The 24,540-nt window shown below is 61.9% G+C and carries 21 protein-coding genes and 1 pseudogene; 15 read left to right on the top strand and 7 right to left on the bottom strand.

From position 1 onward, the window contains the following. Positions 1-145: 145 nt before the first annotated feature. The 7 genes from lepB to lpxC all read left to right on the top strand — a co-directional run bounded on the left by lepB (position 146) and on the right by lpxC (position 6,833). Complete coding sequence (lepB, locus tag Q0K02_RS02840) at positions 146-760, top strand: signal peptidase I (protein WP_294484900.1); 615 nt, start codon at positions 146-148, stop codon at positions 758-760. A 179-nt stretch (positions 761-939) separates the two neighbouring features. Beyond that, positions 940-1,545: a recombination mediator RecR gene (recR, locus tag Q0K02_RS02835; protein ID WP_294484898.1), complete on the top strand. Its 606-nt coding sequence runs from the start codon at positions 940-942 to the stop codon at positions 1,543-1,545. A gap of 68 nt (positions 1,546-1,613) precedes the next feature. Then, positions 1,614-1,820 (top strand): dual CXXC motif small (seleno)protein, encoded by a 207-nt coding sequence (locus Q0K02_RS02830; RefSeq protein ID WP_294484896.1) that lies wholly within the window; start codon positions 1,614-1,616, stop codon positions 1,818-1,820. A gap of 50 nt (positions 1,821-1,870) precedes the next feature. Then, positions 1,871-3,973, top strand: a complete 2,103-nt coding sequence (locus Q0K02_RS02825; protein ID WP_294484895.1) for an alkaline phosphatase family protein — start codon at positions 1,871-1,873, stop codon at positions 3,971-3,973. A gap of 3 nt (positions 3,974-3,976) precedes the next feature. Then, positions 3,977-4,453: a ribonuclease HI gene (rnhA, locus tag Q0K02_RS02820; RefSeq protein ID WP_294484893.1), complete on the top strand. Its 477-nt coding sequence runs from the start codon at positions 3,977-3,979 to the stop codon at positions 4,451-4,453. A gap of 612 nt (positions 4,454-5,065) precedes the next feature. Continuing rightward, positions 5,066-5,920, top strand: coding sequence for a peptide chain release factor N(5)-glutamine methyltransferase (gene prmC / locus Q0K02_RS02815; RefSeq protein ID WP_294484891.1), 855 nt, complete (start codon positions 5,066-5,068; stop codon positions 5,918-5,920). A gap of 61 nt (positions 5,921-5,981) precedes the next feature. Next, the gene (gene lpxC, locus Q0K02_RS02810; RefSeq protein ID WP_294484889.1) at positions 5,982-6,833 is read left to right on the top strand and encodes a UDP-3-O-acyl-N-acetylglucosamine deacetylase; all 852 of its coding nucleotides are present in this window, start codon (positions 5,982-5,984) and stop codon (positions 6,831-6,833) included. A 365-nt stretch (positions 6,834-7,198) separates the two neighbouring features. Here lpxC and Q0K02_RS02805 read toward each other — a convergent pair whose 3' ends face one another. After that, positions 7,199-7,684, bottom strand: a complete 486-nt coding sequence (locus Q0K02_RS02805; RefSeq protein WP_294484888.1) for a ferritin — start codon at positions 7,682-7,684, stop codon at positions 7,199-7,201. 151 nt (positions 7,685-7,835) lie between these two features. Then, on the bottom strand, positions 7,836-8,666 hold the full coding sequence (locus Q0K02_RS02800; RefSeq protein ID WP_294484885.1) for an SDR family oxidoreductase: 831 nt from the start codon (positions 8,664-8,666) through the stop codon (positions 7,836-7,838). A gap of 297 nt (positions 8,667-8,963) precedes the next feature. Between Q0K02_RS02800 and Q0K02_RS02795 the strand changes: the two genes are divergently transcribed. Together Q0K02_RS02795 and ade are read left to right on the top strand one after the other, a co-directional pair. Further along, positions 8,964-10,142 (top strand): MFS transporter, encoded by a 1,179-nt coding sequence (locus Q0K02_RS02795; protein WP_294484883.1) that lies wholly within the window; start codon positions 8,964-8,966, stop codon positions 10,140-10,142. Between the two features lie 2 nt (positions 10,143-10,144). Beyond that, on the top strand, positions 10,145-11,872 hold the full coding sequence (gene ade, locus Q0K02_RS02790; protein ID WP_294484881.1) for an adenine deaminase: 1,728 nt from the start codon (positions 10,145-10,147) through the stop codon (positions 11,870-11,872). Between the two features lie 208 nt (positions 11,873-12,080). Here the strand turns inward: ade and Q0K02_RS02785 are convergent, their stop codons facing one another. Further along, a complete protein-coding gene (locus Q0K02_RS02785) occupies positions 12,081-13,025 on the bottom strand; it encodes a carbohydrate kinase family protein (RefSeq protein ID WP_294484879.1) in 945 nt (314 codons plus the stop codon). 286 nt (positions 13,026-13,311) lie between these two features. Here Q0K02_RS02785 and nth point away from each other — a divergent pair, with 286 nt between their 5' ends. From nth to Q0K02_RS02760, 5 genes are all read left to right on the top strand, one after another. Further along, positions 13,312-13,986: an endonuclease III gene (gene nth / locus Q0K02_RS02780; RefSeq protein ID WP_294484878.1), complete on the top strand. Its 675-nt coding sequence runs from the start codon at positions 13,312-13,314 to the stop codon at positions 13,984-13,986. 69 nt (positions 13,987-14,055) lie between these two features. After that, positions 14,056-14,769 carry a hypothetical protein gene (locus Q0K02_RS02775; protein ID WP_294484877.1) on the top strand — a complete coding sequence of 238 codons (714 nt, stop codon included), beginning with the start codon at positions 14,056-14,058 and terminating at the stop codon, positions 14,767-14,769. Positions 14,770-14,785: 16 nt separating this feature from the next. Next, complete coding sequence (locus tag Q0K02_RS02770; RefSeq protein ID WP_294484875.1) at positions 14,786-15,586, top strand: amino acid ABC transporter permease; 801 nt, start codon at positions 14,786-14,788, stop codon at positions 15,584-15,586. Continuing rightward, the gene (locus Q0K02_RS02765) at positions 15,583-16,392 is read left to right on the top strand and encodes a transporter substrate-binding domain-containing protein (RefSeq protein ID WP_294484873.1); all 810 of its coding nucleotides are present in this window, start codon (positions 15,583-15,585) and stop codon (positions 16,390-16,392) included. Before Q0K02_RS02770 ends, Q0K02_RS02765 begins: the two co-directional genes overlap by 4 nt. Continuing rightward, positions 16,371-17,285, top strand: a complete 915-nt coding sequence (locus Q0K02_RS02760) for an amino acid ABC transporter permease (protein ID WP_294484871.1) — start codon at positions 16,371-16,373, stop codon at positions 17,283-17,285. Before Q0K02_RS02765 ends, Q0K02_RS02760 begins: the two co-directional genes overlap by 22 nt. A 443-nt stretch (positions 17,286-17,728) precedes the next feature. On the opposite strand, the gene Q0K02_RS02755 is transcribed toward Q0K02_RS02760, so the two are convergent. The 4 genes and pseudogenes from Q0K02_RS02755 to dsrA form a co-directional block, all read right to left on the bottom strand. Beyond that, positions 17,729-19,111, bottom strand: a complete 1,383-nt coding sequence (locus Q0K02_RS02755) for a cobyrinate a,c-diamide synthase (RefSeq protein ID WP_294484868.1) — start codon at positions 19,109-19,111, stop codon at positions 17,729-17,731. Positions 19,112-19,247: 136 nt separating this feature from the next. After that, positions 19,248-19,475, bottom strand: coding sequence for a dissimilatory sulfite reductase D family protein (locus Q0K02_RS02750; RefSeq protein WP_273525181.1), 228 nt, complete (start codon positions 19,473-19,475; stop codon positions 19,248-19,250). Between the two features lie 84 nt (positions 19,476-19,559). After that, a pseudogene (dsrB, locus tag Q0K02_RS02745) lies at positions 19,560-20,702 on the bottom strand (dissimilatory-type sulfite reductase subunit beta); the annotation flags it as partial. An 18-nt stretch (positions 20,703-20,720) separates the two neighbouring features. After that, entirely contained in the window at positions 20,721-22,040 is a 1,320-nt protein-coding gene (gene dsrA / locus Q0K02_RS02740; RefSeq protein WP_294484865.1) for a dissimilatory-type sulfite reductase subunit alpha, read from the bottom strand. Positions 22,041-22,665: 625 nt separating this feature from the next. Here dsrA and Q0K02_RS02735 point away from each other — a divergent pair. After that, the gene (locus Q0K02_RS02735) at positions 22,666-24,495 is read left to right on the top strand and encodes a cache domain-containing protein (RefSeq protein ID WP_294484862.1); all 1,830 of its coding nucleotides are present in this window, start codon (positions 22,666-22,668) and stop codon (positions 24,493-24,495) included. Positions 24,496-24,540: the final 45 nt, after the last annotated feature.

The following is a 24,540-nucleotide window of genomic DNA, read 5'->3' as shown; positions in this document are numbered from 1 at the left end:
GGCCCTTGCCGTGATGCAGAAAATTTTTTTTCGTACCGGGAAGGAAAGAGCCTTCTTGCGCGAGCTTTCCCGCCGTGCTAATCTCCGCTCGTTCTTTGCGAACGCCCCCAGACCTTCAACCCGGCCTTGCGCCCTTGTGACCCCCATGTCTGAAAATTCTGGAAAGAAAGGCAGTTCCATGTTTCGCGACTACGGCGAAGCGCTGCTGACGGCAGTGGTGCTGGCTCTTGTCATCCGAACCTTCTTGTTTCAGCCGTACACCATTCCTTCCGGCTCCATGCTGCAGACCGTGCAGATCGGCGACTACGTTCTGGTCAACAAGTTCGTGTACGGCGTGAAGATTCCCTTTACCGACAAATACCTGTTCCGCGGCGCCGATCCGCAGATAGGCGACATCATCGTGTTCAAGTATCCCGGCGACCCCAGCACCGACTACATCAAGCGCGTGGTGGGGCTTCCCGGCGACGTCATTGAAATGCGCAACAAGCAGTTCTACCGCAACGGCGAACCCGTGAAGGAAGACTACATTCAGCAGCTCTACCCCAACGTGATCGGCAGACTCGACAACATCGGCCCCGTGACCGTACCCCCGGATTCCTACTTCGTCATGGGCGACAACCGCGACAATTCCGAGGATTCCCGCGCCTGGGGCTGCGTGCCGCGCTCCTACATTCACGGCAAGGCCTGGCGCATCTACTGGTCGTGGGACGGCGACACCCATACGCCGCGTCTCGGCCGCCTCGGCCATCTTGTCAAATAGCGGGCCGAAACCTTTCCCCTTCGGGGCGACTCTCCCGGAACGCGCCGCTTCGGGAGAGCCGTTGTTTTTCTGAACAGGGCTCTCGCCCCTGAACGCTCCGGCGCGTCGCCCGCGCGGCCGCTCAGGCTGCCCGTGTCCGTTGCCGGCCTTGCAATGTCAACCTTCGGAAGGATGCTTTCGTGCAGCGAATTCCCGAACCTCTGAAAAATCTCGTGGACCAGCTCGCCCGCCTGCCCGGGCTCGGGCCCAAGTCCGCGATGCGCGCCGCCATGACTCTGCTCAAGTGGCCCGAAGCCGAAGTGCGCCGACTGGGCAAAGGCGTGTACGAGCTGCGCGACACGCTTCATCTGTGCAGCCGCTGCGGCGGCCTTTCCGATTCCGATCCGTGCCCCATTTGCGCCGATCCCGAGCGCGACGAAACCCAGCTCTGCCTTGTGGCCGAGTGGGACAGCATGCTCACCATGGAAGAGGGCAACTTCTACAAGGGGTACTACATGATTCTCGGCGGCCTTCTTGCGCCGCTCGATCACAGCCCCGCGGAGACGCTGGAAATGGATCGTCTGCGCGCCCGCCTTGCCGAAGGCCGGGTGAAGGAGCTCATTCTCGCCCTCGGAGCCACGGCCGAAGCCGAAGCCACGGCCACCTTCGTGAAGGAGCAGGTGAGCGCGCGCTTTCCCGAGGTGCGCGTCACGCGGCTTGCCCAGGGCATTCCGCTGGGTGCCGAAGTCAAATACATGGACAGGGAAACGCTGCGCCAGTCGCTGCGCTACCGTCAGGCTCTGTAGCGGCCGCAGGCCGCGCGTTTGCCGGGCGCTTCCCGGCCTCACACGAATGTCAACGTCATGGAGATGTCATGGCCTTTTATTTTGCCCCCCGCGAGGCGAGAACCACGCTGACCTGCCCCGACTGCGGAAAGCCGCTGGACATCCGCCGCACCTGTCATGAGGCGTACATGCAGTGTTCCGCCTGCCGCCGCACCTTTCCGCTCAAGCAGTTCATCAGCCAGATGGACGACGTGATGGAAGAATTCCTCGAACGGCTGTACGCCGACCGCGTGTAGCCTCTCTGCGGGAGACGCCCCTCCGGCGGCCTTCCGCCCAAGGAGCAACTATGAGCTCTCGCCGTTCTTCGTTTGCGGCATTTCAGCCGCTTGTGGACATCGCGCTGTTCGTTCTCGTCAACACGGCGCTGTTCTTTGCCGCCCGACTGGCGCTTCTCTACTTTCTTCTGCCTGACATCACCGAACGCGGGCACATTCCCGAAGCTCTCTACATAGGCCTCAAGTTCGACGCGCGCATGGCGGTGTTCATGGCGCTGCCTCTGGCCTTCTGCCTGCTCTGGCCGCGCCTTGAGCGCGCCGTTTCGCGCGAGGGAGCGTCGTTTGCGCGGAAGGTGCTCTGCCTCGTCACCGGTCTGATGGCCGCCGGAGCCATGCTCGTCTATGTGTTCGACTTCGGCTTCTTCTTCTATCTGCATCAGCACATCGACATGGGCGCGAAGGTCTTTCTGGAAGACCCCTCGGAATCCGTGCGCATGGTGTGGCAGAGCTATCCCGTGCCGCTCATCGTGGCGGCCTTCGCCGTGGCGGAAGCGCTCTACGTGTGGCTGTTTGCGCGCTTTCTGCGCTCCCACGCGGCATTCCCCATCCGTCCGAAGCATGGCGGGGAAGGCTGCACCCGCAAGTGGCGCGCCTTCATCACCACGGCCTCGCTCGTCATGCTCTTCATCGTGGGCTACGGGCAGATCAGCTCCAACCTCTTCCCCCTGCGCTGGAGCAACGCCTATTTCAGTTCGGACAAGAACATCGCCATTCTGGCCGTGAATCCCATCCAGAACCTTTACGATACCCGCAACTACGGCAAGGCGCTTCCGCCGAACATCGAGGCCACCCGCGAGGCCTGGCCCCGCATGGCCGCGTATCTGCGCGTTCCCGAAGGCGCGGAGCCGCTCACCTACGTGCGGCATTTCCCCGGCAGGGCCATGGAAAAGCGCCCGAACATCGTGATTCTCATCATGGAATCCATGTGCTGGGAGCGCACGTCCCTCGCGCCTTCCATGCCCGCTTCCCTCGGCCCGGACATTGATCCCACGCCGTTTCTCAGGGAACTGGCCCCGAAGAGCCTCTATTACCCCAATTTCTATTCGCCCACCCGCACCACGGCCCGCGCCGTGTTCACCACCATCAGCGGCGTGCCGGACGTGAACCATTCCGGCGGCACCACGTCGCGCAATCCCAAGCTGGTGGATCAGTCTTCGGTGTTCAATGAATTCGCGGGATACGAAAAGTATTACATGATAGGCGGAAACGCCAACTGGGCCAACATCCGCGGCATGCTTCAGCACAACGTGGAAGACCTGCACCTTCTGGAGGAATCGGCCTGGGAAGCCCCCAACACCGACGTGTGGGGCGTGTCCGACATCGCCATGTTCCGCGAAGCCGTGGACGTGCTCTCCGGCAGCGACAAGCCCTTCATTTCCGTGATTCAGTCGGCCTCGTTCCACCGGCCCTACACCATTCCCGACGACAACGAAGGCTACGTGTCTCCGCCCGATCCCTCGCCCGAGGCTCTGGCCTGGTACGGCTACGAAAGCGCCGAGGAATTCCGTTCCCTGCACCTTTCCGATCACGCCCTGCGCCGCTTCTTCGACAAGGCCTCGAAGCAGCCGTGGTTCAACGACACCGTGTTCGTCATCATGGGCGATCACGGCCTGAACAACAATTCCACCAACATCACGCCCGCCGTGCGCGCGTGCAATCTTCAGGCGTGGCATATTCCGCTGCTCATCTACGCGCCGGGCGGTCAGGTGAAGCCGGGCGTGAATCCGGCTCCGCACATTCAGCCGGACGTTCTGCCTTCCATGGCGGCGCTGGCCGGTCTGGACTTCTACACCAACACGCTGGGCCGCAATCTCTTCGACCCCGCCAACGACGCCGACGCCGTGGCCTTCATCAGCGATACCGACAGCGTTCACTACCTGCTGGAAGACGGCTACGTGTACGCCGTGCGTCCGAAGGGCGACGCCCTGTACCGTCTGGACGAGCGCACGCCCGACAACAACGCCCGCGATCTGCGGGCCGAGGAACCGGAAAGGGCGGCGTCCATGCGGCAGAAGCTCATGGATTTCTACTACACGTCGCAGTACCTCCTGCACAACAACGGCAAGGATCGCATTGCGGCCGCGCGCGCCGCGGCAAAGGACGCGGGAAAATAAGCCATGAAGACCGTGACCATTCATACCGACGGTTCCTGCCTCGGCAATCCCGGCCCGGGCGGCTGGGCCGCCGTGCTGACGTGCGAGGGCGCGAAGGGCCCGGCCAGACGCGAAATGAGCGGCGGCTTTGCCCGCACCACGAACAACCGCATGGAGATTCTGGCCGTGCTGGAGGCGCTCGGCGCGCTTCGCGAGCCCTGCGTGGTCGAGCTCTACACCGATTCGCAGTACGTGGCCAAGGCCATCAAGGACCGCTGGCTGGCGGGCTGGCTGCGCAACAACTGGCTGACTTCGGCCAAGAAGCCGGTGAAGAACCAGGACCTTTGGAAGCGCATGCCCGAGCTTCTTTCCCGGCACGAGGTTCGCTTTCACTGGCTCAAGGGCCATGCTGGGCACGCGGAAAACGAGCGCTGCGACGAGCTGGCCCGAACGGAGGCTTCCCGGAAGGATCTGCCCGAGGACGTGGGCTTTTCCGACTAGCGTTTGACCTGCGGAAGCGGTGAGCACCGCTTTCGTTGCGGGCGACCGCCTTTGATGACGGTCATGCGGCCCGCGGATGCGCGGGGCGCACTATCGCTCCCGCAGATGCTCAGCAATGAGATAAATTCGACCCGCAGACGCGCGGGGCGCACGCCGGGCCCGCCGGGCTCATGGCCGTCCGGGAGGTTTCTGCGGGTCGGCGTTTCGATTCCGCAAAGCGAGCCCGTCCGGCGCTTTTGAACGTGCCCGTGCGTTCCGGCCTTGCGCAGGCAGGATTTGACGCGCGGCTTTGCTGTGCCGCGCACAAGATTCCCTCACGTTCCCCGCAGAGGCGTTGCGGCCAAGCTTTACCCGCGTACAGCAGCGCGCCGGAAGGCGGAAGTGAGGGCGTTGCTCTTTGGAGCGGCGTTGATGAATGCCTTGCCGCGGCGGACGCAGAAGAAGTTGCGTTCGCCGCGGCTTTCTTGCGCCCGCCGCCTTCGGAGCGGAAGAGGCCGCGGGCGGCTTCTCCAAGGCTCTTGCGCGTGCTTTTTGCCAAAAGAAATGTGGAAAAAAAGAGGGTTGCGCCCTCGTCTTGTCCTGCCGGACATCCTGTGTTAGACTTGTGCCGTTATGACCCGACGTGAATGGAAAATACGCGCGACGGCCCGCCTTGCCGGCACGGAAGCTCCGGCAACGGTAGCCGCTCTTCTGCTTTGTCATGTGCTCGGCATAGACAAGGTGGCGCTTGTGGCCCATTCCGAAGAAGAGGTGCCGGCCGACGCGGAGCGTCGGCTTGAAGCGCTTCTGGCGCGCCGTCTGGCCGGAGAGCCCGCGGCCTACCTGATCGGCCGCCGCGAATTTTACGGTCGCGATTTCTTTGTAGATTCCGGCACCCTCATTCCCCGCCCCGAAACGGAGCATCTTGTGGACGCGGCGCTGGAGTTTTTCGGCGATCGGCAGGACGTGCGCTTTCTTGACCTCGGCACGGGCAGCGGCTGCATCGCCGTGACGCTGGCCGCGGAGAGGCCGACATGGCGCGGCGCGGCCGTGGATATTTCGTCCGCCGCGCTGAAGACGGCCCGAAAAAACGCCGAAGCAAACGGCACAGCCGACGCCGTCACCTTCATTGAGGCCGATTTCACCGGGCCTTTGCCCTTTGCCTGCGGCAGTTTTGATCTTGTCGTCAGCAATCCCCCCTATGTGAGTGAAGAAGAATACGCCGGACTCGATCCCGGCGTCAGGAATTTTGAGCCGCGCTCCGCGCTGGTGCCCGGGCCTTCGGGTCTGGAACATCCCCGCGCGGTGGAAGCGGCGGCCCGCGCCCTGCTGAAGGAAGGCGGCCTGCTGCTCATGGAGCATGGATGCCTTCAGGGCGATGCGTGCCGGGCGTTGTGTTCGGACGCGTACTGGAAGGATATGCGCACGGGACGCGACCTCGCCGGAAAGGACAGATTCCTTTTTGCGGTGAGGCGTTCGTGCGCGTAAACCCCCGGTTGACCGGGGAAAGCCGCGGCGGAATGTTCCGCCGGGCGCTCAGGAGATCGTCATGCCCCAGACCACTCTTGGCGGCACTGTCACCTGCAGGGGAATTTCCCTGCATTCCGGCCATGAAGTCAGCGTGGAGTTCCGTCCTGCTGCGGAAAATTCGGGTATTGTTTTTCATATTCATTCCGACGACGGCGTGCATCTGCTTTCGCCCCGTCCGGAAGCCGTGAGCACCACGGAACTGGCCACCACCATCAGCGACGGCAAGGTCAGCGTGGCCACCATCGAACACGTGCTCGCCGCCCTGAACGGCCTTGCCGTGGACAACGTGGAAGTTCACGTCTTCGGCGGCGAAGCTCCCATTCTCGACGGTTCGGCGATGGTGGTGGTGGATTCTCTGCTCAGCGTCGGCCTTCGTTCTCAGAACGCGCCCCGTCGCGTGGCGCGTGTGGCGCGCGAGTTCTCGCTGGAAAAGGACGGAAAATCCATTGTTGCGCGTCCCTTCGACGGCTTTTACGTGGACTACACCATCCGTTTCCCGCATCCGGTCATCGGGGAGGAACACTTTGCGCTGAACGTCACGCCGGAATCCTTTGAAAAGGAAGTGGCGTCCGCCCGCACCTTCGGCTTCCTCAAGGAAGTGGAATACCTGCACAGCCGCGGCCTTGCGCGCGGAGGCTCGCTGCAGAACGTGGTCGTGGTGGGCGATGAAGGCGTCATCAACAAGGAAGGGCTGCGTTTCCCCGACGAATTCGTGCGTCACAAGATGCTGGATTTCATCGGCGACATGGCCATGCTCGGCACGCCGCTGCAGGGAGCCTTTACGGTGTCCTGCTCCGGTCACGGTCACAACAACGCCTTTTTGCGGGAGCTCGTGCGCGGCGAGGGCCTGCTGGAATACGTGAATCTTTAGCCTGATGCCGGAAGACGAGTCGCGCGTTTTCCGGCGGCCTGAACAGGCGCGGTCTGCCGGAAGATTCGTCGGACGCCGCGCCGGAGAACCGGCGTTTTCTTTGCCGGAAGCGTAAAAAGAAGGGGGAGCGATGAGAGTCGCTTCCCCTTTTGTGTGCTTTTGTGGAATGTCTGAGAAAATGCGCCGGAACAAAAGAGACTGCGCAGCGCCTTCCGCAAACGCTGCGTTGCGGCCCGGTCGGGGCTGCTTCGGCGGGTGGCGCGTCGGCGGTCGGCCCGAAAGATGCCCCGCGGGACGCGCGTGCCCGCATCATGCCCCCGCCGACAGGGGAAATGCGGAGCGTCCTGCCCGCGCTGCGCCGAATCCTAGGCCCGGCCCTTGAGTTCCGCGTTCAGCAGATACAGACTCCGGGCATCGTCGCCGAAAAGATCGAACTTGGCAATGAGATCGCCGGTCTGCTTTTCTTCCTCGCCCTGTTCGGCAATGAACCATTCCAGAAACTGACAGGTGCGGAAATCGTCGGCGTCGCGCGCTTCGCGGTAAAGATCGTGAATGAGCGACGTGATGTACTGCTCGTGCCTGAGCGTGGCTTCCAGGGGCTCGCGGTTGTTCTGAAAGTCCGTGACCGGCCCGGCGATGGCGGCAAATTCCACGTCCACCCTGTTGTCCTGAAGATAGTTCAGAATTTTGATGGCGTGCCCCTGTTCTTCCTGCGACTGCCGGGCGAACCAGTGACTGAAGCCGTCCAGACTCCGGCCCTGATAGAATCCGGCAATGGCCAGATAAAAATAGGCGGAGTAGAGTTCCTTGTTGATCTGATCCTTCAGCAGCGCTTCCACCTGTGCGTCCATGACGGTTCTCCTTGGTTGAAAGGCGGCGCGGAACTGCACCGTCTTATGACAAAGCGTAGTGTCTTTTCAGGGAGTTGTCATGACTGAGAGCAAAAAAACTCATGTCGCGGCGTCGTAGCGTGCAGGTTGCGTGAAGCGCGCCGAGGGCGGATCATGCGTTCGGCCGCAGAGGTCCGTAATACCACGAGGCCGTGGCTCCGCCGTCCGCCAGAAAATCCGCGCCCGTGATGAAGGAGCCCCGGTCGCTCAAAAGCAGTTCCGCCAGATTGGCTATTTCATCCGGCGTGCCGGGGCGTCCGGCCGGACAACGGGCAAACATGTCCTTGTAGAAGGCTCCGCGCGGCCCGTTGAATTCGTCTATGGCAAGCGGCGTGACTATGATGCCGGGAGAGATGGAGTTGATGCGCGCTCCGCGTCTGCCCCAGGCGACGGCTTCCGCCATGACCCGCTTCACATTGCAGCGCTTGGCGAGCTGATAGGCGTGCAGGGTGTCGCGGATGTTTTCGGGACGCAGCACGTCAAGTTCGAGCAGTTTGTCCGCAGGCGTGAGGGCCAGCGCTTCATCGACGTCTGCGCCGAGCGCGGGCAGCCGATGCCCGGACTGGCTGGATATGGTGACCCCTGCGCCGCCAGGAGCAATGATTTTGCCCGTCTCTTCAAGCAGCATGGCCGTGCCGTACAGATCCACGGCGAGGATGGTTTCCACGGAAGCCTGACTCGGCGACACGCCGGCCGCGTTCACAAGCATGGTCACCGGGCCGAGTCGCTGCGCCTTGTCGAGCAGTGCGAGCACGGAGTCGCGGGAGGAGAGATCCGCCTCTTCCGCCGTGGCGTTGAAGCCTGCGTTCCGCATGACGCAGGCGGCCTCTTCGGCGTACTCCCGTTTTTTGTCGGCAATGACGATGCTTTTGCCGCTGCCTGTGCGTCTGGCTATGGCTAGACCTATCTGACCGGCTCCGAAGAGTATCATGACGTTGTTCATGGAAAACTCCTTGTGATATTGAGTGTTCCTACGGTATAGGCGCGCGGAGGCGAAAAACATAGACTCGATACTGCCGCATTCTTGCCGTATTCTCTCTTTTCCTGCCGTGTTTCCGCGTGCTGAAGCCCCTTGCGTTGTCGCCCTTTGACGCGTCGGCCGATAAGGCATACACCTGAACTTTATTTTCCTCGGAACGGGGTTCGCTGAACGTTTTCGCGTTGCGGATTCCGGCGAACTTCCGTCGCGAGACGGAAAGGCGCGGCCGAACAACGCCTCAATCAAGGGCAGGTGCGACATATGGCGCTTTTTACTGGACTTCCCGCATCCAAAAAACACGTGCTTCTTTTCATGGCCATGCTCAATTTCGGCTCCACCGTGGCCATGCAGGGCTGGACCATGCTGTACAACAACTTCGTGGTCAACTATGCCGGGCTCACGCCCGCGCAGAGCGGTCTTGTGCAGGGTTTGCGGGAACTGCCCGGCCTTCTGGGCGTCACGCTCATCTTTTTTCTGTTCTTCATCAAGGAACACCGTCTGGCGGCCCTTTCCGTCATGGCCGCGGGCCTCGGCACCATGCTCACCGGATTTTTCCCGTCCTTCGTGCCCATCATCTTCACCAGCATGCTCATGTCCTTCGGCTTCCACTACTTTGAAGCCCTGAACAATTCCCTGGCCATTCAGCACTTCGATCTTAAGCAGACGCCCATCGTCATGGGACGGCTGCGCGGCCTGGTGGCGGGCGGCAGTCTCATGATTTCCGTGTTCGTGTTTCTCTTTTCCGAAAAGCTGAGCTTTGTCTGGCTGTTCTTCGTGCCCGGAGCCGTGGGCCTCGCGCTCGGATTCTTCGGCCTCGTGCATCCGCTCACGGGCAGCCGTCCGCCGAAGCAGCGCAAGAGAATGCTGCCTCAGAAGCGCTACTGGCTGTTCTACGTGCTCAACCTGCTCATGGGCGGCCGCCGCATCGTGTTTTCCGTGTTCGCCGTGTTTCTCATGGTGGAGCAGTTCGGCTTTTCCGTGCGCAGCGTGTCGCTCATGTTCATGTTCAACTATGCCGTGAACTGGATGTTCAATCCCATGGTGGGCAAGATCATCAACCGTCTCGGCGAGCGGCGGCTCATGACCATTGAGTACATTTCGGCCTTCGTCATTTTCCTCGGCTACGCCTGCACGAAGAACGAATACCTCATCGTGCTGCTGTACGTGTTCGACAGCCTCACCTTCAACTTTTCCATTGCGGTGCGCACCTTCTTCCAGAAGATCGCCTTCCCCGAAGACGCCGCGCCCAACATGGCCATAGCCCAGACCATCAACCATATTCCCGCCGTGACCATTCCCGCCCTGGGCGGATGGATGTGGACGAGCTGGGGATACCAGTCGGTGTTTCTCTTCGGCGCCGGACTTACGGTGATGTCCCTGCTGCTCGCGCAGCTTGTGGACAGGGAAATCCGCATGAAAAACACACAGAGCAGAGGATAGCTATGAACAAGGAATTCTGGTCCATGGCGACGGGACGCACGCCCGCCGACTTCCGCATCGACAACGTGCGCATCGTGGACGTGTTCAGCGGAGAAATCCGGGAAGGCTCCGTGAGCGTGGGGCAGGGGCGCATACTCGGCTTCGGCGCGCTGGAGGCCCGCGAAGTGGTGGACGGCAGGGGAGCCTTCCTTCTGCCCGGATTCATCGACGGTCACGTACACATTGAATCGTCCATGCTGTGCCCCGCGCGCTTTGCCGCGCTCGTGCTGCCGTTCGGCACCACCACCGTGATGGCCGATCCGCATGAGATAGCCAACGTCAAGGGCATGGAGGGCATACGCTACATGCTGGAGGCTTCGCGCGAGCTGCCGCTCGACGTGCGCGTCATGCTGCCTTCGTGCGTGCCCGCGCTGCCCGTGGAGGACGCCGGAGCCATGCTTCGCGCGGGCGACATTGCGCCTCTGCTTGCCGACGACAAGGTGGGCGGCCTTGCCGAAATGATGAACGTGCCCGGCCTTGTGGCCGGCGACGACGATGTTTTGGACAAGCTTGAGCGCACGCTGGCCGCGGGCAAGGTGATAGACGGGCATTCGCCCATGGTGTCGAAGGAAACGCTCGACGTGTGCGCGGCGCTCGGCGTGAGCACCGATCACGAATGCACCACCGTGGAGGAAATGGAGGAACGCATTGCGCGCGGCATGTACGTGCTGCTGCGCGAGGGCTCGGCCTCGCGCGATCTTCTGCATCTTCTGCCGGGGCTCACGCCTGCCAATCAGCGCCGTTGCCTGTTCTGCACCGACGACAGACAGCCTTCCGACATCATCGAGCGCGGGCACATCGTCAACAACGTGCGCATGGCGGTGCGCTTCGGACTGGATCCCGTGAGCGCGGTGCGCATGGCCACGCTGAACGCGGCTGAATGCTACGGCCTGCGCGACCGCGGCGGCATTGCCCCGGGGCGTCGCGCGGATCTCGTGCTGGTGGAGGATTTGAAGGATTTTCGCGTGATTTCCTGCTGGGCGGGCGGCGAGCTTGTGGCGCAAAACGGCAGCATGCTGCGTTCGCTGCCCATGCGCGACCCCGGCGATCTGTGCGCCAGCGTGTCCGTGGCTCCGCTGCCCGAGCGTCCGTTTTCCGTGTGCGTGCCGTCGGGCCGGGCGCGGGTCATCGGTCTGCGTCCGCACTCCCTCATTACGGAGTGCCTGCTGCGTTCGGTGGAAACGGGCCCGGACGGCGAGGTGGAGCTTGCCCGCAATCCGGGACTTCTCAAGATAGCCGTGCTGGAGCGTCATCACGCCACGGGCAAGATGGGCGTGGGCCTTCTCGACGGCCGCTACGGCCTCAGAAACGGCGCAATCGCCACCACCATTGCCCATGATTCGCACAACATCGTGGTGGCCGGCGACAGCGAATCCGACATGCTGGCCGCCGTGCGGGAAGTGGAACGCCTGCAGGGCGGCATAGTCATGGTTTCGGAAGGGCGCGTGCTGGCGGCACTGCCGCTGCCCGTGGGCGGCCTCATGAGCGAGCGCCCGGCCGCGGAAGTGTCCGCGAAGCTGAACGAGCTGCTCGAACTGGCGTCGTCCCATTATCACATCTGGGAAGGCGCGGACGCATTCATGACGCTCAGCTTCCTGGCGCTGCCGGTCATTCCGAGCATCAAGCTCACGGCCCGCGGCCTGTTCGACGTGGAGAGATTCGCGTTTGTGGACGTGGACGCCGCGCGCTAGGCGAGGTCGTTGTTTTTCGCGGGCGAAGGCTTCGCGGAGGAAAAAAAGCCCGGGGATCCGCAGGGATCGCCGGGCTTTTTGTGTGATTGCGTGATGCGCGCGCCTGATGAAGCCTTCCAGAAGGCGGAGCCTTCGTGAGACGGCGAGCGGCGCTGCCGCCGCGCGAGCCCGTCTGCTTCTTGCAGAAAGGCCCTGCGGCTGCCGGGGACTACTTCAGCACGGGCATGGGGCCGAAGCAGGATTCGTAACGGGCCTGAAATTCTTCCGGCGTGAAGGAGTGCAGCTGGGTGCCGTACTGTTCCACGCAGAAGCTGGCCGTCACCGTGCCGAGTCTGGCCGAGAAGGCCATGCCCATGCCGCTGTGCAGGCCCTTGAGCAGACCGGCGCGGTAGGCGTCGCCCGCGCCCGTGGGATCGGACACGTGCTCGACGGGCACGGCGGGAATGTCGTAGGGGCGGGCGTCCTTGTGCAGGATCACGGAGCCCTTGCCGCCGAAGGTCACGATGAGAAATTCCACGCGGTCGAGAAGGGCGTCGCGGCTGAGGCCCGTCATCTTTTCGATGCGGTCGATTTCATAGTCGTTGCCGATGAGCACATGCGCGCCGGTGAGGCCGGAGGCGAGCTGATCGCCGCCGAGCACCGTGATCTGCTGGCCGGGATCAAAAATGTAGGGAATGCCGTGTTCTCTGTAGAACGCGGGCAGGTTCACCATGTCGTCCACGTTGCCGGGTGCCACGAGGCCCCAGTCGCCCTGATGCACGACGGGCGTTTTTTCCGGAAACACGGCGGTCTTCATGGCCGAGGGCGAAAAGGCGTTGATCTGGTTGCTGCTTCTGTCGGTCATGATGTAGCAGCAGGCGGTGAAGTCGCCGTCGTCGACCTTCACGCCGGCGAGGTCTATGCCCATGTCGGCGAGGCGGCGACCGTAGTCGGCAAAGTCCTTGCCCACGGCGCCGTAGATTACGGAACGCTCGTTCAGCAGCGCCAGGGAATAGGCCACGTTGCCCGCCGTGCCGCCCATTTTTTCCTCAAGGCGGTCGATGGGAAAGGACACGTTCAGAAAGTGCAGCTTTTCGGGAAGAATATGGTCTTCAAAGTGACCGGGAAAGGTCATGATGCGGTCAAAGGCGAGGGAACCGGAAACGTGGATCATGCAGGACTCCGTTGGGTAGATTCACATGCCGCCGGGCATGGTTGTTTTCTTTTGGTTTTAACGGCAGTGCGGGGGATTTGACAAGTATGCTCTGCGCAGGGAGCATGGGGCTTTCTTGCCCGCCGGGCGATATTGTGGCAGAAAGAGGGCATTGATTCCCGAGTCCGCACCGCAGGGTGGCGGACGTTTTCCGCGCCGCGGCGCAAAAAGAACGCGCATGCCGCGCCGCATGCCGTCGTCCGCCCCGGAGGCGGAGCAGGGAACAGTTCAGGCGCGGAGGATTTCGATGAAAGCAACGGAAAAGACAAATCGCGCCATGGCCGTGCTGGCGCGCCTCAAAAAGCGCTATCCCGAGCCGGAAACCATGCTCGATCACAAAAATCCCTGGGAGCTGCTCGTGGCCACGGTGCTGGCCGCCCAGTGTACCGACGCCCGCGTGAACACCATCACGCCGGAACTGTTCCGCCGCTGGCCCGATCCCGCGGCGCTGGCGCGCGCCCCGCAGGAAGAGCTCGAAGACGTGATACATGCGGCGGGCTTTTATCACAGCAAGGCGAAAAATCTCATCGGCGCGGCAAAGCGCGTCGTCGAGGCTTACGGCGGCGAAGTGCCGCACACCCTGGAAGAGCTCGTCACCCTGCCCGGCGTGGCGAGGAAAACCGCCAACGTGGTGCTCTGGGGCGGGTTCGGCATCAACGAGGGGCTTGCCGTGGACACGCACGTGAAGCGCCTGTCCTTCAGGCTCGGGCTCACGAAGAACACCGAGCCTGTGAAGATAGAGCAGGATCTCATCAAGATTTTTCCCCGCGAAGAGTGGGGGGACGTGAATCACCGGCTGGTCTGGTTCGGCCGCGACGTGTGCGACGCGCGCCGTCCTGCCTGCTCCGAGTGCGAACTTTACGATCTGTGCCCGCGCAAGGGCGTGAAAACGCCGCCCGAACCGCCCGTGCGGAAAAAATAACCGACATTAACCGCAAATAACGGACGCGGCCCTGCGCCCCGATTCGTTCATCAAAGAAGGTTGTAGCTCATGAACAAGCGTTATGCCTGCCTGGCCCTGGCGGCCTGTCTTTCTCTTGCCGCGGGGTGTGCCCCCCAGAACAGCCGCCTGGTGGAGGCTCTGGACGGCGGGCAGTTTGTGGCCATGTCCCGGGCCATGCGTCCGGTGATGCTGAAGAAGAACATTGTCGATGACAAGGGCGACTGGTATTCGCCCATGTTTTCCTCCCGTCCCGCCGACGCGGGAAAGACGCTGGTGGACAGACTCTCTCCGGCGTTCCGTTTCCCGGGTTCGCATCTGGCCGTGGCGCCCACGTTCCGGGCCATGCTCACGCCCGACGCCAGGGTAAAGTATCAGGACAACAAGGCCGTCATCGAGCAGGGCATGAACCGCGTGAGTCTGGAACTTGTGGCCGTGACCGACTGGAACAACGACGGCGTGGACGACTGGCTGGTGAACTGCCGCACCGGCTACACCGACACGCCGCAGCGCTTCCGGGAATACTATCTCGTCATCATCAATCTCACGACGCCCGTGCTCAAGCCGTACGTGCTCATGGTGCTCGACCACGTGTACAGCCGGGTGACCGTGCGCAACGACGCTTCCGGCGGCGAACTCGTGGAGACCAACGTCATGGAATTTCTCCAGGGACAGTCCACCATGACGGAAGCGGCGGACAGCCGTACCGTGCATCGCAAGCTGGAGGAAGGCTCTTCGCTCCGGCAGACGTCGCTGAGCCATTGACGGAAGCGGAGGCCGCATGCCCGATTCCTGCGTCGTATTTGCCAGAAAAGCGCGCCTCAGGGCCTTGTGGCGGCCTTTGCTGCTGCTTGCGGTCATGGCGGCCCTGGTCTGGTGGTTTGTTGACGCCGCCTCGGAACAGTACCGCTGGCAGTGGTATCGGGTGTGGCGCTACGTCGGCGTGTGGGAAGACGGATCGTTCACGCCGGGCGTGCTCACGCAGGCTCTCGGCGTGACGCTGGAACTGACGCTGGTCAGTCTGGCGCTGGCTCTCCTGTGGGGCGCCGCGCTGGCCGCCATGCGTCTTTCCGCTTCGCCTGCGGCGCGCACGTTCTCCGGCATGGCGCTGGGCGTTTTGCGCAACACGCCGCTGCTCATGCAGCTTTTCATGGTGTACTTCGTGGCGGCTCCCGCGCTCGGCATGGGGCCGTTTGCGGCGGCGGTGCTCTCCCTCGGTCTCTTCGAGGGCGCGTACATTGCGGAAATCTTCCGCGCCGGCGTCATGGGAGTGCCCCGCGGTCAGTGGGAAGCCGCCCTGAGCCTCGGCATGCCCGTGGGCATGGCGGCAAGGCTGGTCGTGATTCCGCAGGCCGTCAGGCAGGGACTGCCCGCGCTGGCCGGACAACTTGTTTCGCTCATCAAAGATACTTCCCTGGTGAGCGCCATTGCCGTGGCGGATCTGACCATGCGCACCCGCGTGGTCATTACCGACACCTTTCTGAGCTTTGAACTCTGGCTGCTTGCTGCGGCCGTCTATCTCGTTCTCACCTCGCTGGTCAGCATTCCTGCCCGGCTTCTGGAACGAAAGGAGCACTCATGAAACATCTGTTCATCGCCTTTCTGCTGGCTCTCGGTCTGTCGTTCTGTCTGCCTTCCTCGGGCAGTGCGGCTCCTCGCGATTCCGTCATTGAAAAGGTCGTGCAGCGCGGCACGCTGCGCGTGGGCTTTTCCTCGTTCGTGCCGTGGGCCATGCAGGACAAGGAAGGCAAGTACATCGGCTTTGAAATCGACGTGGCCGAGCGTCTGGCTTCCGATCTCGGGGTCAAGCTGCAGCTTGTGCCCACCAGCTGGGACGGCATCATTCCTGCGCTGCTTTCCGGCAAGTTCGACGTCATCATCGGCAGCATGAGCATCACGCCGCAGCGCCTTCTGTCCGTGAACTTCTCCATTCCCTACGATCACGCCTACGTGGATCTTACCCTCAACAAGGAAAAGTCCGGCGACATCAACCGGCTTGAGGACCTGAACCGGGAAGGCGTCGTCATTGCCGTGCGCACTGGCACCACGGCGGCCGCGGCTGCAACGAAGCTGTTCCCGAAGGCGACGCTGCGCATGTTCAACGACGAGGCTCCGGCGGTGGAGGAAGTGCTTTCCGGCCGGGCGCACGCCTTTGTTTCCAGCGCGCCGCTGCCCGCCATGGAAACGCTGAAGCACGGCGACACGCTGGTGCAGAAGTTTGAAACTGGCCTTGCCATGCAGCCCGTGGCCTTTGCCGTGCCCAAGGGCGATTTCGACACCCTCAACGTGTTCGACGGCTGGATCCGCCTTGTGGAAGAGGAAGGCTGGCTGCAGGAACGCCGCGATTACTGGTTCAAGTCCGACGCATGGCAGAGCAGGCTCAACTGAACCGCATTCCCGGGCATTGCGGGGCCCGCAGCTGGCGTGAGCTGAATTCGTGGGACGCCGTGCTTGTGCTCGCCGCCGTTTTTCTGGCAGCGGCGTTCTGCTGGCGTTCCGCGAGCGTGACGCAGCACGACTGGAACTGGAGCGCGCTGTGGCCGTATCTTGTGTCGTGCGACGCTTCCGGCGCGTGGCAGGCGGGCATGCTGCTCAAGGGGCTTTTCGGCACGCTCCGGCTGGGCTTCTGGTCGCTTTTCGTCGCGCTTGTCTCCGGCGGCCTTGTGGGAGCGCTTTCCGCCAGGCAGCGGGGCTTTGCGGCCTGGCCCGCCACGCTCTACATTACCGTGCTCCGCAACACGCCGCCGCTGGTGCTGCTGTTTCTGGTGTATTTTTTTGCCGGATCCTTTTTCACGGAACCCTTTCTGCGCGTGGAAGACGCCGTGGCTTCGCTGCCCGCATGGGCGCAGCAGACCTGCGCCGCCCTGTTCGCCCCGGCGGGGCAGATGGACCGCATGGCGGCGGCCGTGCTCACGCTGGGGCTGTATTCGGGCGCGTACGTGGCGGAAATAGTGCGCGGCGCGCTGGAAGCCGTGGACGAAACGCAGTGGGACGCCTCGGCCTCGCTCGGCATGAACGCGTGGCAGCAGCTGCGCTGGGTCATTGCGCCGCAGGCCTTCCGCATCATGGCTCCGCCGCTCACGGGGCAATGCATTTCCGTGTTCAAGGAAACGGCGCTGGCGTCGGCCATTTCCCTGCCCGAGCTCACGTTTCAGAGCCTTGAGGTCATGGCCGTTTCCCGCATGACCTTTGAACTCTGGATCGTCACCGCAGCCCTGTACCTTGGCGTGTCCTGCTTCTGGGCGTGGCTCGGCCGCCGCATGGAGCGGCGGGAATTCTGACGCCGAGGCACTTCCGTCGACCGATCCTAGAGGGGCTGGACGCCGCTTTTTGCAGCTCGTTACCTTCTCTTTCCTATCCATCTTTGAAAAAGCGTCCGGACGGAATCGCCCGGACGCTTTTTTAGACTTTCGATATCTGCGGAAGCAAAAGCGGCCCGCATTTTTTAGACTTTCGACACGAAAACTGAGGCAGCCGAAACAGAACGCCGCCCGTGTTGCGGGAACCTCTGCCTTTTTGCTTACAGTGCCCTCAACGCCTTGGACTTGCCGCCCGAGCTCCCCAGCCCGAACAGGCACTGCCGAGCACTCTCATTGCCGCTTACGCCCTGACTGACAGAACTCCCCGTTGCCCCGATAAAAGTTTTCGGAAAGAGGATGGGGGTGCGGGGGAAGGAGGAAAGCCCTTTTTCAAAAGGGTTTCCTCCTTCCCCCGCTCATCTCCCCTACTTCCTGCATTCCTCAACAAAGTTTTTTGCCCAGTGGGGGACGGCGGGAGCGAAAAGGTGCGTCCAGCAGGCAAAGGTGCGGCGAACGAGCAGACCGTCGCAGTGCGTGCCGTGTTCTTCGTACATGCCCGTGCCCGGGGACAGGGTGAGGCAGCAGGACGGACGCCGGTTATCGGGCCATTCGCAGCGGGAGTAATGGAATTCGTGTCCGCGCCACACGCTGCCCAGCGGGTGAAAGGGATTCTCCGCAACTACGCGGGCCGTGACGTAGCCGAGACCCTGCGGGCGGCGGTAGAAGCGGGGCTGCGCGGGCAGAAGGCCTGCCATGGGATGTTCGCCGTCGTCGAGAAGAAGAGCGCGGCACAGCAGCATGAAGCCGCCGCATTCGGCGTAGATGGGCCGATTTGCCAGCGACAGCGCTCGGATCTCTTTGAGATGGGGCGAGGCGCTGATGGCGTCGGCAAACAGTTCCGGGTATCCGCCGCCGAGGTAGAGTCCGTCGAGCTGCGGCCAGGGGGCGTCGTCAAAGAGATCCAAGCGGACAAGGTCGGCACCCGCGTCGCGCAGCGCCTCAAGATTCTCTTCGTAGTAGAACCACATGGCTCTGTCCTGCACATAGCCTATGCGGGGGCGTTCGGCGGGAACGCTCACCGGAGCGTCGTCTTCGGTAACGTCGGGAATCGGCGGCGCGGTGCGCGCAAGGGAGAGAAAAACGCCCACATCGGTGTGTTCTTCCAGCGTGTCGGCCAACTTGTCGAGCACGGCGTGAACGGACGTGTCGGTCGTGTTCAGGGAAAGGCCCATGTGCCTCTCCGGCAGGGGATTGCTGCCGAGGCGGGGAAGAATGCCGAGCACGGGAATGTCGGTATAGCTTTCGATGGCCCGGCGCAGCATGGAGCCGTGACGCTCTCCGGCCACGTTGTTCAGAATGACGCCCGCAAGGTGCAGATCCTTCTCGAAATTCGCCATGCCGGAGACGATGGCCGCCGCGGTGCGGGTCATTTTGGCGCAGTTCATGGTGAGCACCACGGGGGCCTTCAGAAGACGCGCCACATGCGCCGTGGAGCAGGAGCCCTGAAGATCGCGACCGTCGAACAGGCCGCGGTTGCCCTCAATGACGGCGATGTCGGGCCTGCGCCGGGCGCAGACGCGGCAGAACTGACGTTCGAGGGCCTCGTCGCTCAGAAAGTACGGGTCAAGGCAGGCGGCAGGTTGTCCCGCGGCCAGGGAGAGCCAGGCGTAGTCGATGTAGTCCGGCCCTTTTTTGCAGGGCTGCACGGAGAGTCCCCGCCGGGTGAAGAGGCGGGAGAGCCCGAGAGAAACCAGAGTTTTGCCGCTTCCGCCGGAGAGTCCGGAAATGACGAGTCGAGGCTGCTGCATGGGAAGAAAAGGAAAAAAGGTAAGGAAAAAGGGGAAGATCCCGAAAGATCTTCCCCTTGAAGTTCCAGCTTGCTGGAAAGGTGCCGGGGCCGCCTAGAAAACGGCCCGTCGGAATCCCGCCGAGGCGGGGGCGATATTATTCGCCTTCTTCAGTGGCACCCTGCTTGCCGGCGCCCTTGAGGCCGTACATGGTGGTGGAACCGGAGGACCAGTAAGCCACCTTTTCGTCGTCCACCAGAGCGGTGAGGACGTTCTTGACCTTGCGGGGGCTGGCGCCGGGGAACAGTTCGAGGAACTGGTTGAAGTAGAACTTGGTCTTGGCGCCGGGCTTGCTGGTCTTTTCGACGAGCCAGTTGTACACCAGGGCCTTGTCTTCTTCGGTCACGCCGGCGCTGGCAGCTTCAGCGTGGGCTTCGGCGCCCTTGTAGGCTTCGGCGGCCAGTTCAGAGAACTTGAACTGGGTGGACTGACGCCAGCTGAAGTAGGCCTGTTCGCGGAAGTCGTCGATGAGCTGGGGGGTGAATTCCAGATCGGTGAGTTCGAAGAACTTTTCCCAACCGATGCGTTCAGCCCAGTCGCCCAGACGTTCGTACTTGTGAGCGTTCTCGGCGTAGACGTCGAGGATGCGCTTCACAGTGGCGCACAGCGTGGGCCAGCGGGGCGGTTCGTTTTCGATGTAGGAAACGACGACCTTGGAGAACTTGGGACGGCTGATGCGGTTGGAGATCTTGCCGCCGACCATGATGATCACACCGTCGCCTTCGCCGTCGGAGATGGGCAGGGCGGGGCACATGGTGTAGCAGTTGCCGCAGTACATGCAGCGTTCCTGCTTGATGGCCACGGTATTGATCTTCTTGCCGTTGAAGTCTTCCTTGGCGGGACGCACGGCGGCCACGGGGCAGGCGGCGACGGCCAGAGGAATTTCGCAGAGCTGATCAACCCATTCCTGGTCGATCATCGGGGGCTTGCGATGGATGCCCACGATGCCGATGTCGGACACGTGCACGGCGCCGCACATGTTGAGGCAGCAGGCCAGGGAGATGCGCACGGGGGCGGGCAGACGATGGTTCTGGAAGTCGGAGAACACGGTGTCCATCAGAGCCTTCACCGGGCCGGAGGCGTCGGTGGCGGGGGTGTGGCAGTGCAGCCAGCCCTGCGTGTGGATGATGTTGGTGACGCCGGCGCCGGTGCCGCCGATGGGGAACTTGTAGGAACCGGCAGCGAACTTGCGGGAAGCCAGGTCTTCCTTGAGGGCCTTGAGGGTTTCAAGGTCGGTGACCATGAATTCCACGTTGGAACGGGTGGTCCAGCGAACGTGACCGCCGCAGTACTTGTCGGCGATTTCGCAGATTTCGCGGATGTGCACGGTGGTCATGGTACGGGCGCCGCCGCAGCGGACGGTGTACACCTTGTCGCCGCTTTCGGCCACATGCATGAGCACGCCGGGTTCCAGGATTTCGTGGTACAGCCACTTGCCGAAGTTCTTGGCAATGACCTCAGGGAAGAAGGAGTCGTACTTGCGGGGTCCGATATCGGAGATACGACCTTCCATGGGTTTTGCAGGATTGTAACCGGAAGAAATAAAAGCCATTTTTGCTCTCCTCTCTGATTAGCGCAGGTGACGCTGACGGTAAGCAGCGATGTCACGGGTCCAGCCGCCGGGCACTTCCTCTTCCTTGAAGAGAATGTAGGGGTTCGTGCGGGGCGCGATGACGTGCTGAGGAATGGCCGGAATTTCGGTCACTTCAAGCAGCTTCTGGAAGGAGAGACGCTTGATGGTTTCGCCAACACGTTCGCGGTTCTTGCCTTCTTCCATCCACCAGTCCCAGATCTTTTCGATGATGGACTTGATTTCGTCGAAGGGTTCTTCCGCGGGGATGAAGGGAACGAGCAGGGAGCCCATCTGAGCGCCGTCGAGGATGGGGGCCTTGGCGCCGACAAGGATGGAGGCGCCGCGGTCGTCGCCGATGTGCAGAGCGCGGGGCATGGTGTTGATGCAGTGCATGCAGCGCACGCAGTTGGCGGTGTCGATGGACAGCTTGTTGCCGTCCCAGCTCATGCAGTGGGTCGGGCAGAGGTCGATGACTTCCTTCTGGAGGTCGAACTTGCCCCAGTCGCGGCCGGAGTGGGCGCCGGCATTGGGCTTGAAGCCTTCTTCACCGGCCACATAGGCCTTCACGGCTTCCTGATCGATCTTGATGTCGTCCTTCCAGGTGCCGATGACGGCGAAGTCGGAACGGGCCATGGAAGCCACGCAGCCGTTGGGGCAGCCGTCGAACTTGAACTTGAACTTGTAGGGGAACGCGGGGCGATGCAGTTCGTCCTGGTAGTCCTGAGTCAGCTGATAGCAGGCGAGCTGGGTGTTGTAGCAGGCGTATTCGCAGCGGGACATGCCCATGCAGGCGGCGGGGGTACGCAGGTTGGAACCGGAACCGCCGAGGTCCACTTCCATCTTGTGGGTCAGTTCGTAGAAGATTTCTTCGAGCTGAGGAGTCTGGGTGCCGATGAGCACCATGTCGCCGGTGGAACCGTGCATGTTGGTCAGGCCGGAGCCGCGCAGATCCCAGATGTCGCAGATGCCGCGCAGATATTCGGTGCTGTAGAACTTGCCGGAAGGCTGAGCCACGCGGACGGTATGGAAATGGGCCACGCCGGGGAACTTTTCGGGCTGGTCGCAGTAACGGCCGATAACGCCGCCGCCGTAACCGAACACGCCGACGATGCCGCCGTGCTTCCAGTGGGTTTCCTTGTCTTCGTAGGAAAGTTCCATAATGCCCAGCAGGTCCTCGGGAGCGTCGCTGGGAATCTGATAATCCAAGCCCTGAGCGTTTTTAGCTCTGCTTTCGGCAAGCTGCTTGATATCAGATACAAAGCTGGGCCAGGGCCCGGATTCGAGCTGGTCCAACAGGGGGGTTGCATGTTTCGCCATTGCCTTACCTCCACATGGTTGATTATGGGTCTGTCGCTTTGCCAACCAATGAGCCGGAAAAACTTTCCGTTCAGACAGAGCGACCCCTGATACACCAAAACCTGGCCGGATGTGCGAGGGCACAGTACAGTCCCGGCCTTACAGTGTGTACTCCGTACCTACCCTATTTTGAACTTGAGCACAATAGCTCCGGTTCTGTTCACAAGCCACCCGGGCGGGAGGAATCGAAAAAAAAGCTGAAAATGCTGTATTTTCAATGGGTAAAGCATGAAAACGGGATTTCTCCCCCCTTTTTCGCGTCTGCGGATGGTTCCTAAACGGAACGAGCGCAGGGGATTTACGAAAAATCATTTCGGAGTCGACTTCTCAATTTATTGAAATACCAGACTTAAATTTTTATACAAAAATGTTTGAAGCTTGGATGACAAGGCAAAAACCAAGAGAAAAAAAGAACAAGCCAACAAGGACGGACCATTTATTTTTTCCTGGAAAGGCCTTCGGCGGGGCCGGAGAGCGCGGAAAATTTAAAGGAGGCATAATACTTTATTTTTCCAGCATTAACAGATACGATTCGTCATCCCCTATCAAAAGGGCCTGCCAGTTTGAGGCCATATTCGGAGGTACAATGATTCTTTTCAAGAAAAGTTCTGAGCGCAGCCTTCGTCTGGAAGAGAGGGCCGAACCCCAGCTCTACCGCGAACTTTTCCCCTATACCAAGATAGGGCGCATTGGATTCGACGGCACCATCATCACGCCCAGTCCCGCTGATCCCTGCTTCATCACCGACACCACCTTCCGCGACGGCCAGCAGGCCCGACCTCCGTACACGGTGAAGCAGATCGCCCATATCTTTGATCTCCTGCACAAGCTGGGAGGCAAGAGCGGCCTCATTCAGGCTTCGGAATTCTTCATGTACTCGGCCAAGGACCGCAAGGCCATCGACACCTGCCGGGCCCGCGGCTACCGCTTTCCCCGCGTCACGGGCTGGATACGCGCCAACGAAAACGATCTGCGCCTCGCCAGAGACATGGAGTTCGACGAGGTGGGCCTGCTCACCAGCGTGTCCGACTATCATATCTACCTTAAATTAGGCAAAACCCGTCAGCAGGCCATGGACGACTATCTGCGCATCGTGGAACGCGCCCTCGAATGGGGCATCGTGCCGCGCTGCCACTTTGAAGACGTCACCCGCGCGGACATCCACGGCTTCTGCCTGCCCTTCGCCGCCAGGCTCATGGAACTCGCCCGCAAGGCCTCCATGCCGGTGAAGATTCGTCTGTGCGACACCATGGGCTTCGGCGTGCCCTACACGGGCGCGGCCCTTCCGCGGTCGGTGCAGCGCATCGTGCGCGCCTTCACCGACGAGGCCGGCGTGCCCGGTCAGTGGCTGGAATGGCACGGTCACAACGATTTCCACAAGGTGCTGGTCAACGGCGTCACCGCCTGGCTCTACGGCTGCGCCTCCGTCAACGGCGCGCTGCTCGGCTTCGGCGAACGCACGGGCAACACTCCCGTGGAAGCGCTGGTCATGGAATACATTTCCCTCACCGGCAACGACGACGTGGCCGACACCACGGTCATTTCCGAAATCGCCGAGTACTTCGCCAAGGAACTCGACTACACCATTCCGCCGAACTATCCCTTCGTGGGCAGCGACTTCAACGCCACGAGCGCGGGCGTCCACGTGGACGGTCTGTCCAAGAACGAGGAAATCTACAACATCTTCGACACGGCCAAGATCCTCAATCGGCCCGTGCCCATCATCATCACCGACAAGTCCGGCCGCGCGGGCGTGGCCTACTGGATCAACAGCAAGCTCGAGCTCGACGACAGCCGCAAGGTCACCAAGAAGCATCCCGCCGTGGGGCAGATCTACAACGCCATCATGCAGGCCTACGAGGCCGGACGAAACACCTCGTTTTCCAACAAGGAAATGCTCGCCCTCGTCAAGCAGTACATGCCCGAGCTCTTCGTTTCCGAACTGCAGAAGCTCAAGAGAATCGCCAGTCGTCTGGCTTCGGGCATCATGACCCGTCTGGCCGCGGCCTGCCGCGCAAGCCGCACGGATCAGGAACGCTGCAACGCCATGCAGAGCTTTGCCGATCACTATCCCTACATCCAGTTCATCACGCTCACCGACGCCAGGGGCAAGCTCCTGCAGGCCGTGGTCACGGATGAGGAGAACGCGCCTAAGTACGGCCATCTGCCCGATCCCGGCTACGACTATTCCGATCGCGGCTGGTTCAAGATGCCCATGCAGGACGGCGAACTACACGTGACCGACGTGTATCAGTCGCAGTACACCGGAGCGCTCATTCTTTCCGTGTCGCAGGCCGTGACCGACGACAACGATGAAATCGTGGGCGTGCTCTGCGGCGACATTCAGCTTGAGGAACTCCTCAAGCACACCGAAGATCTGGAAGCGGAAGAAAAGAACGAAGACGCGCAGGCGTAGTTTTCCGCCCCTGTGCCGGACACGGGGACATGTCTTTTCGGGGCG

The sequence above is a fragment of the uncultured Mailhella sp. genome (genome assembly GCF_944324995.1).
GTDB lineage: Bacteria > Desulfobacterota > Desulfovibrionia > Desulfovibrionales > Desulfovibrionaceae > Mailhella.
This window is presented reverse-complemented; position numbering and strand designations above follow the sequence as displayed.

Bases quoted from the DNA above. Each gene is read 5' to 3' on its own strand.
- Q0K02_RS02765 (WP_294484873.1), top strand. From the start codon at position 15,583: ATGAAACATCTGTTCATCGCCTTTCTGCTGGCTCTCGGTCTGTCGTTC.
- Q0K02_RS02770 (WP_294484875.1), top strand. From the start codon at position 14,786: ATGCCCGATTCCTGCGTCGTATTTGCCAGAAAAGCGCGCCTCAGGGCC.
- dsrA (WP_294484865.1), bottom strand. From the start codon at position 22,040: ATGGCGAAACATGCAACCCCCCTGTTGGACCAGCTCGAATCCGGGCCC.
- Q0K02_RS02785 (WP_294484879.1), bottom strand. From the start codon at position 13,025: ATGATCCACGTTTCCGGTTCCCTCGCCTTTGACCGCATCATGACCTTT.
- Q0K02_RS02775 (WP_294484877.1), top strand. From the start codon at position 14,056: ATGAACAAGCGTTATGCCTGCCTGGCCCTGGCGGCCTGTCTTTCTCTT.
- Q0K02_RS02760 (WP_294484871.1), top strand. From the start codon at position 16,371: ATGGCAGAGCAGGCTCAACTGAACCGCATTCCCGGGCATTGCGGGGCC.
- Q0K02_RS02825 (WP_294484895.1), top strand. From the start codon at position 1,871: ATGAGCTCTCGCCGTTCTTCGTTTGCGGCATTTCAGCCGCTTGTGGAC.
- Q0K02_RS02830 (WP_294484896.1), top strand. From the start codon at position 1,614: ATGGCCTTTTATTTTGCCCCCCGCGAGGCGAGAACCACGCTGACCTGC.
- prmC (WP_294484891.1), top strand. From the start codon at position 5,066: ATGACCCGACGTGAATGGAAAATACGCGCGACGGCCCGCCTTGCCGGC.
- ade (WP_294484881.1), top strand. From the start codon at position 10,145: ATGAACAAGGAATTCTGGTCCATGGCGACGGGACGCACGCCCGCCGAC.
- nth (WP_294484878.1), top strand. From the start codon at position 13,312: ATGAAAGCAACGGAAAAGACAAATCGCGCCATGGCCGTGCTGGCGCGC.
- lepB (WP_294484900.1), top strand. From the start codon at position 146: ATGTCTGAAAATTCTGGAAAGAAAGGCAGTTCCATGTTTCGCGACTAC.
- rnhA (WP_294484893.1), top strand. From the start codon at position 3,977: ATGAAGACCGTGACCATTCATACCGACGGTTCCTGCCTCGGCAATCCC.
- Q0K02_RS02800 (WP_294484885.1), bottom strand. From the start codon at position 8,666: ATGAACAACGTCATGATACTCTTCGGAGCCGGTCAGATAGGTCTAGCC.
- Q0K02_RS02755 (WP_294484868.1), bottom strand. From the start codon at position 19,111: ATGCAGCAGCCTCGACTCGTCATTTCCGGACTCTCCGGCGGAAGCGGC.
- Q0K02_RS02795 (WP_294484883.1), top strand. From the start codon at position 8,964: ATGGCGCTTTTTACTGGACTTCCCGCATCCAAAAAACACGTGCTTCTT.
- lpxC (WP_294484889.1), top strand. From the start codon at position 5,982: ATGCCCCAGACCACTCTTGGCGGCACTGTCACCTGCAGGGGAATTTCC.
- Q0K02_RS02735 (WP_294484862.1), top strand. From the start codon at position 22,666: ATGATTCTTTTCAAGAAAAGTTCTGAGCGCAGCCTTCGTCTGGAAGAG.
- Q0K02_RS02805 (WP_294484888.1), bottom strand. From the start codon at position 7,684: ATGGACGCACAGGTGGAAGCGCTGCTGAAGGATCAGATCAACAAGGAA.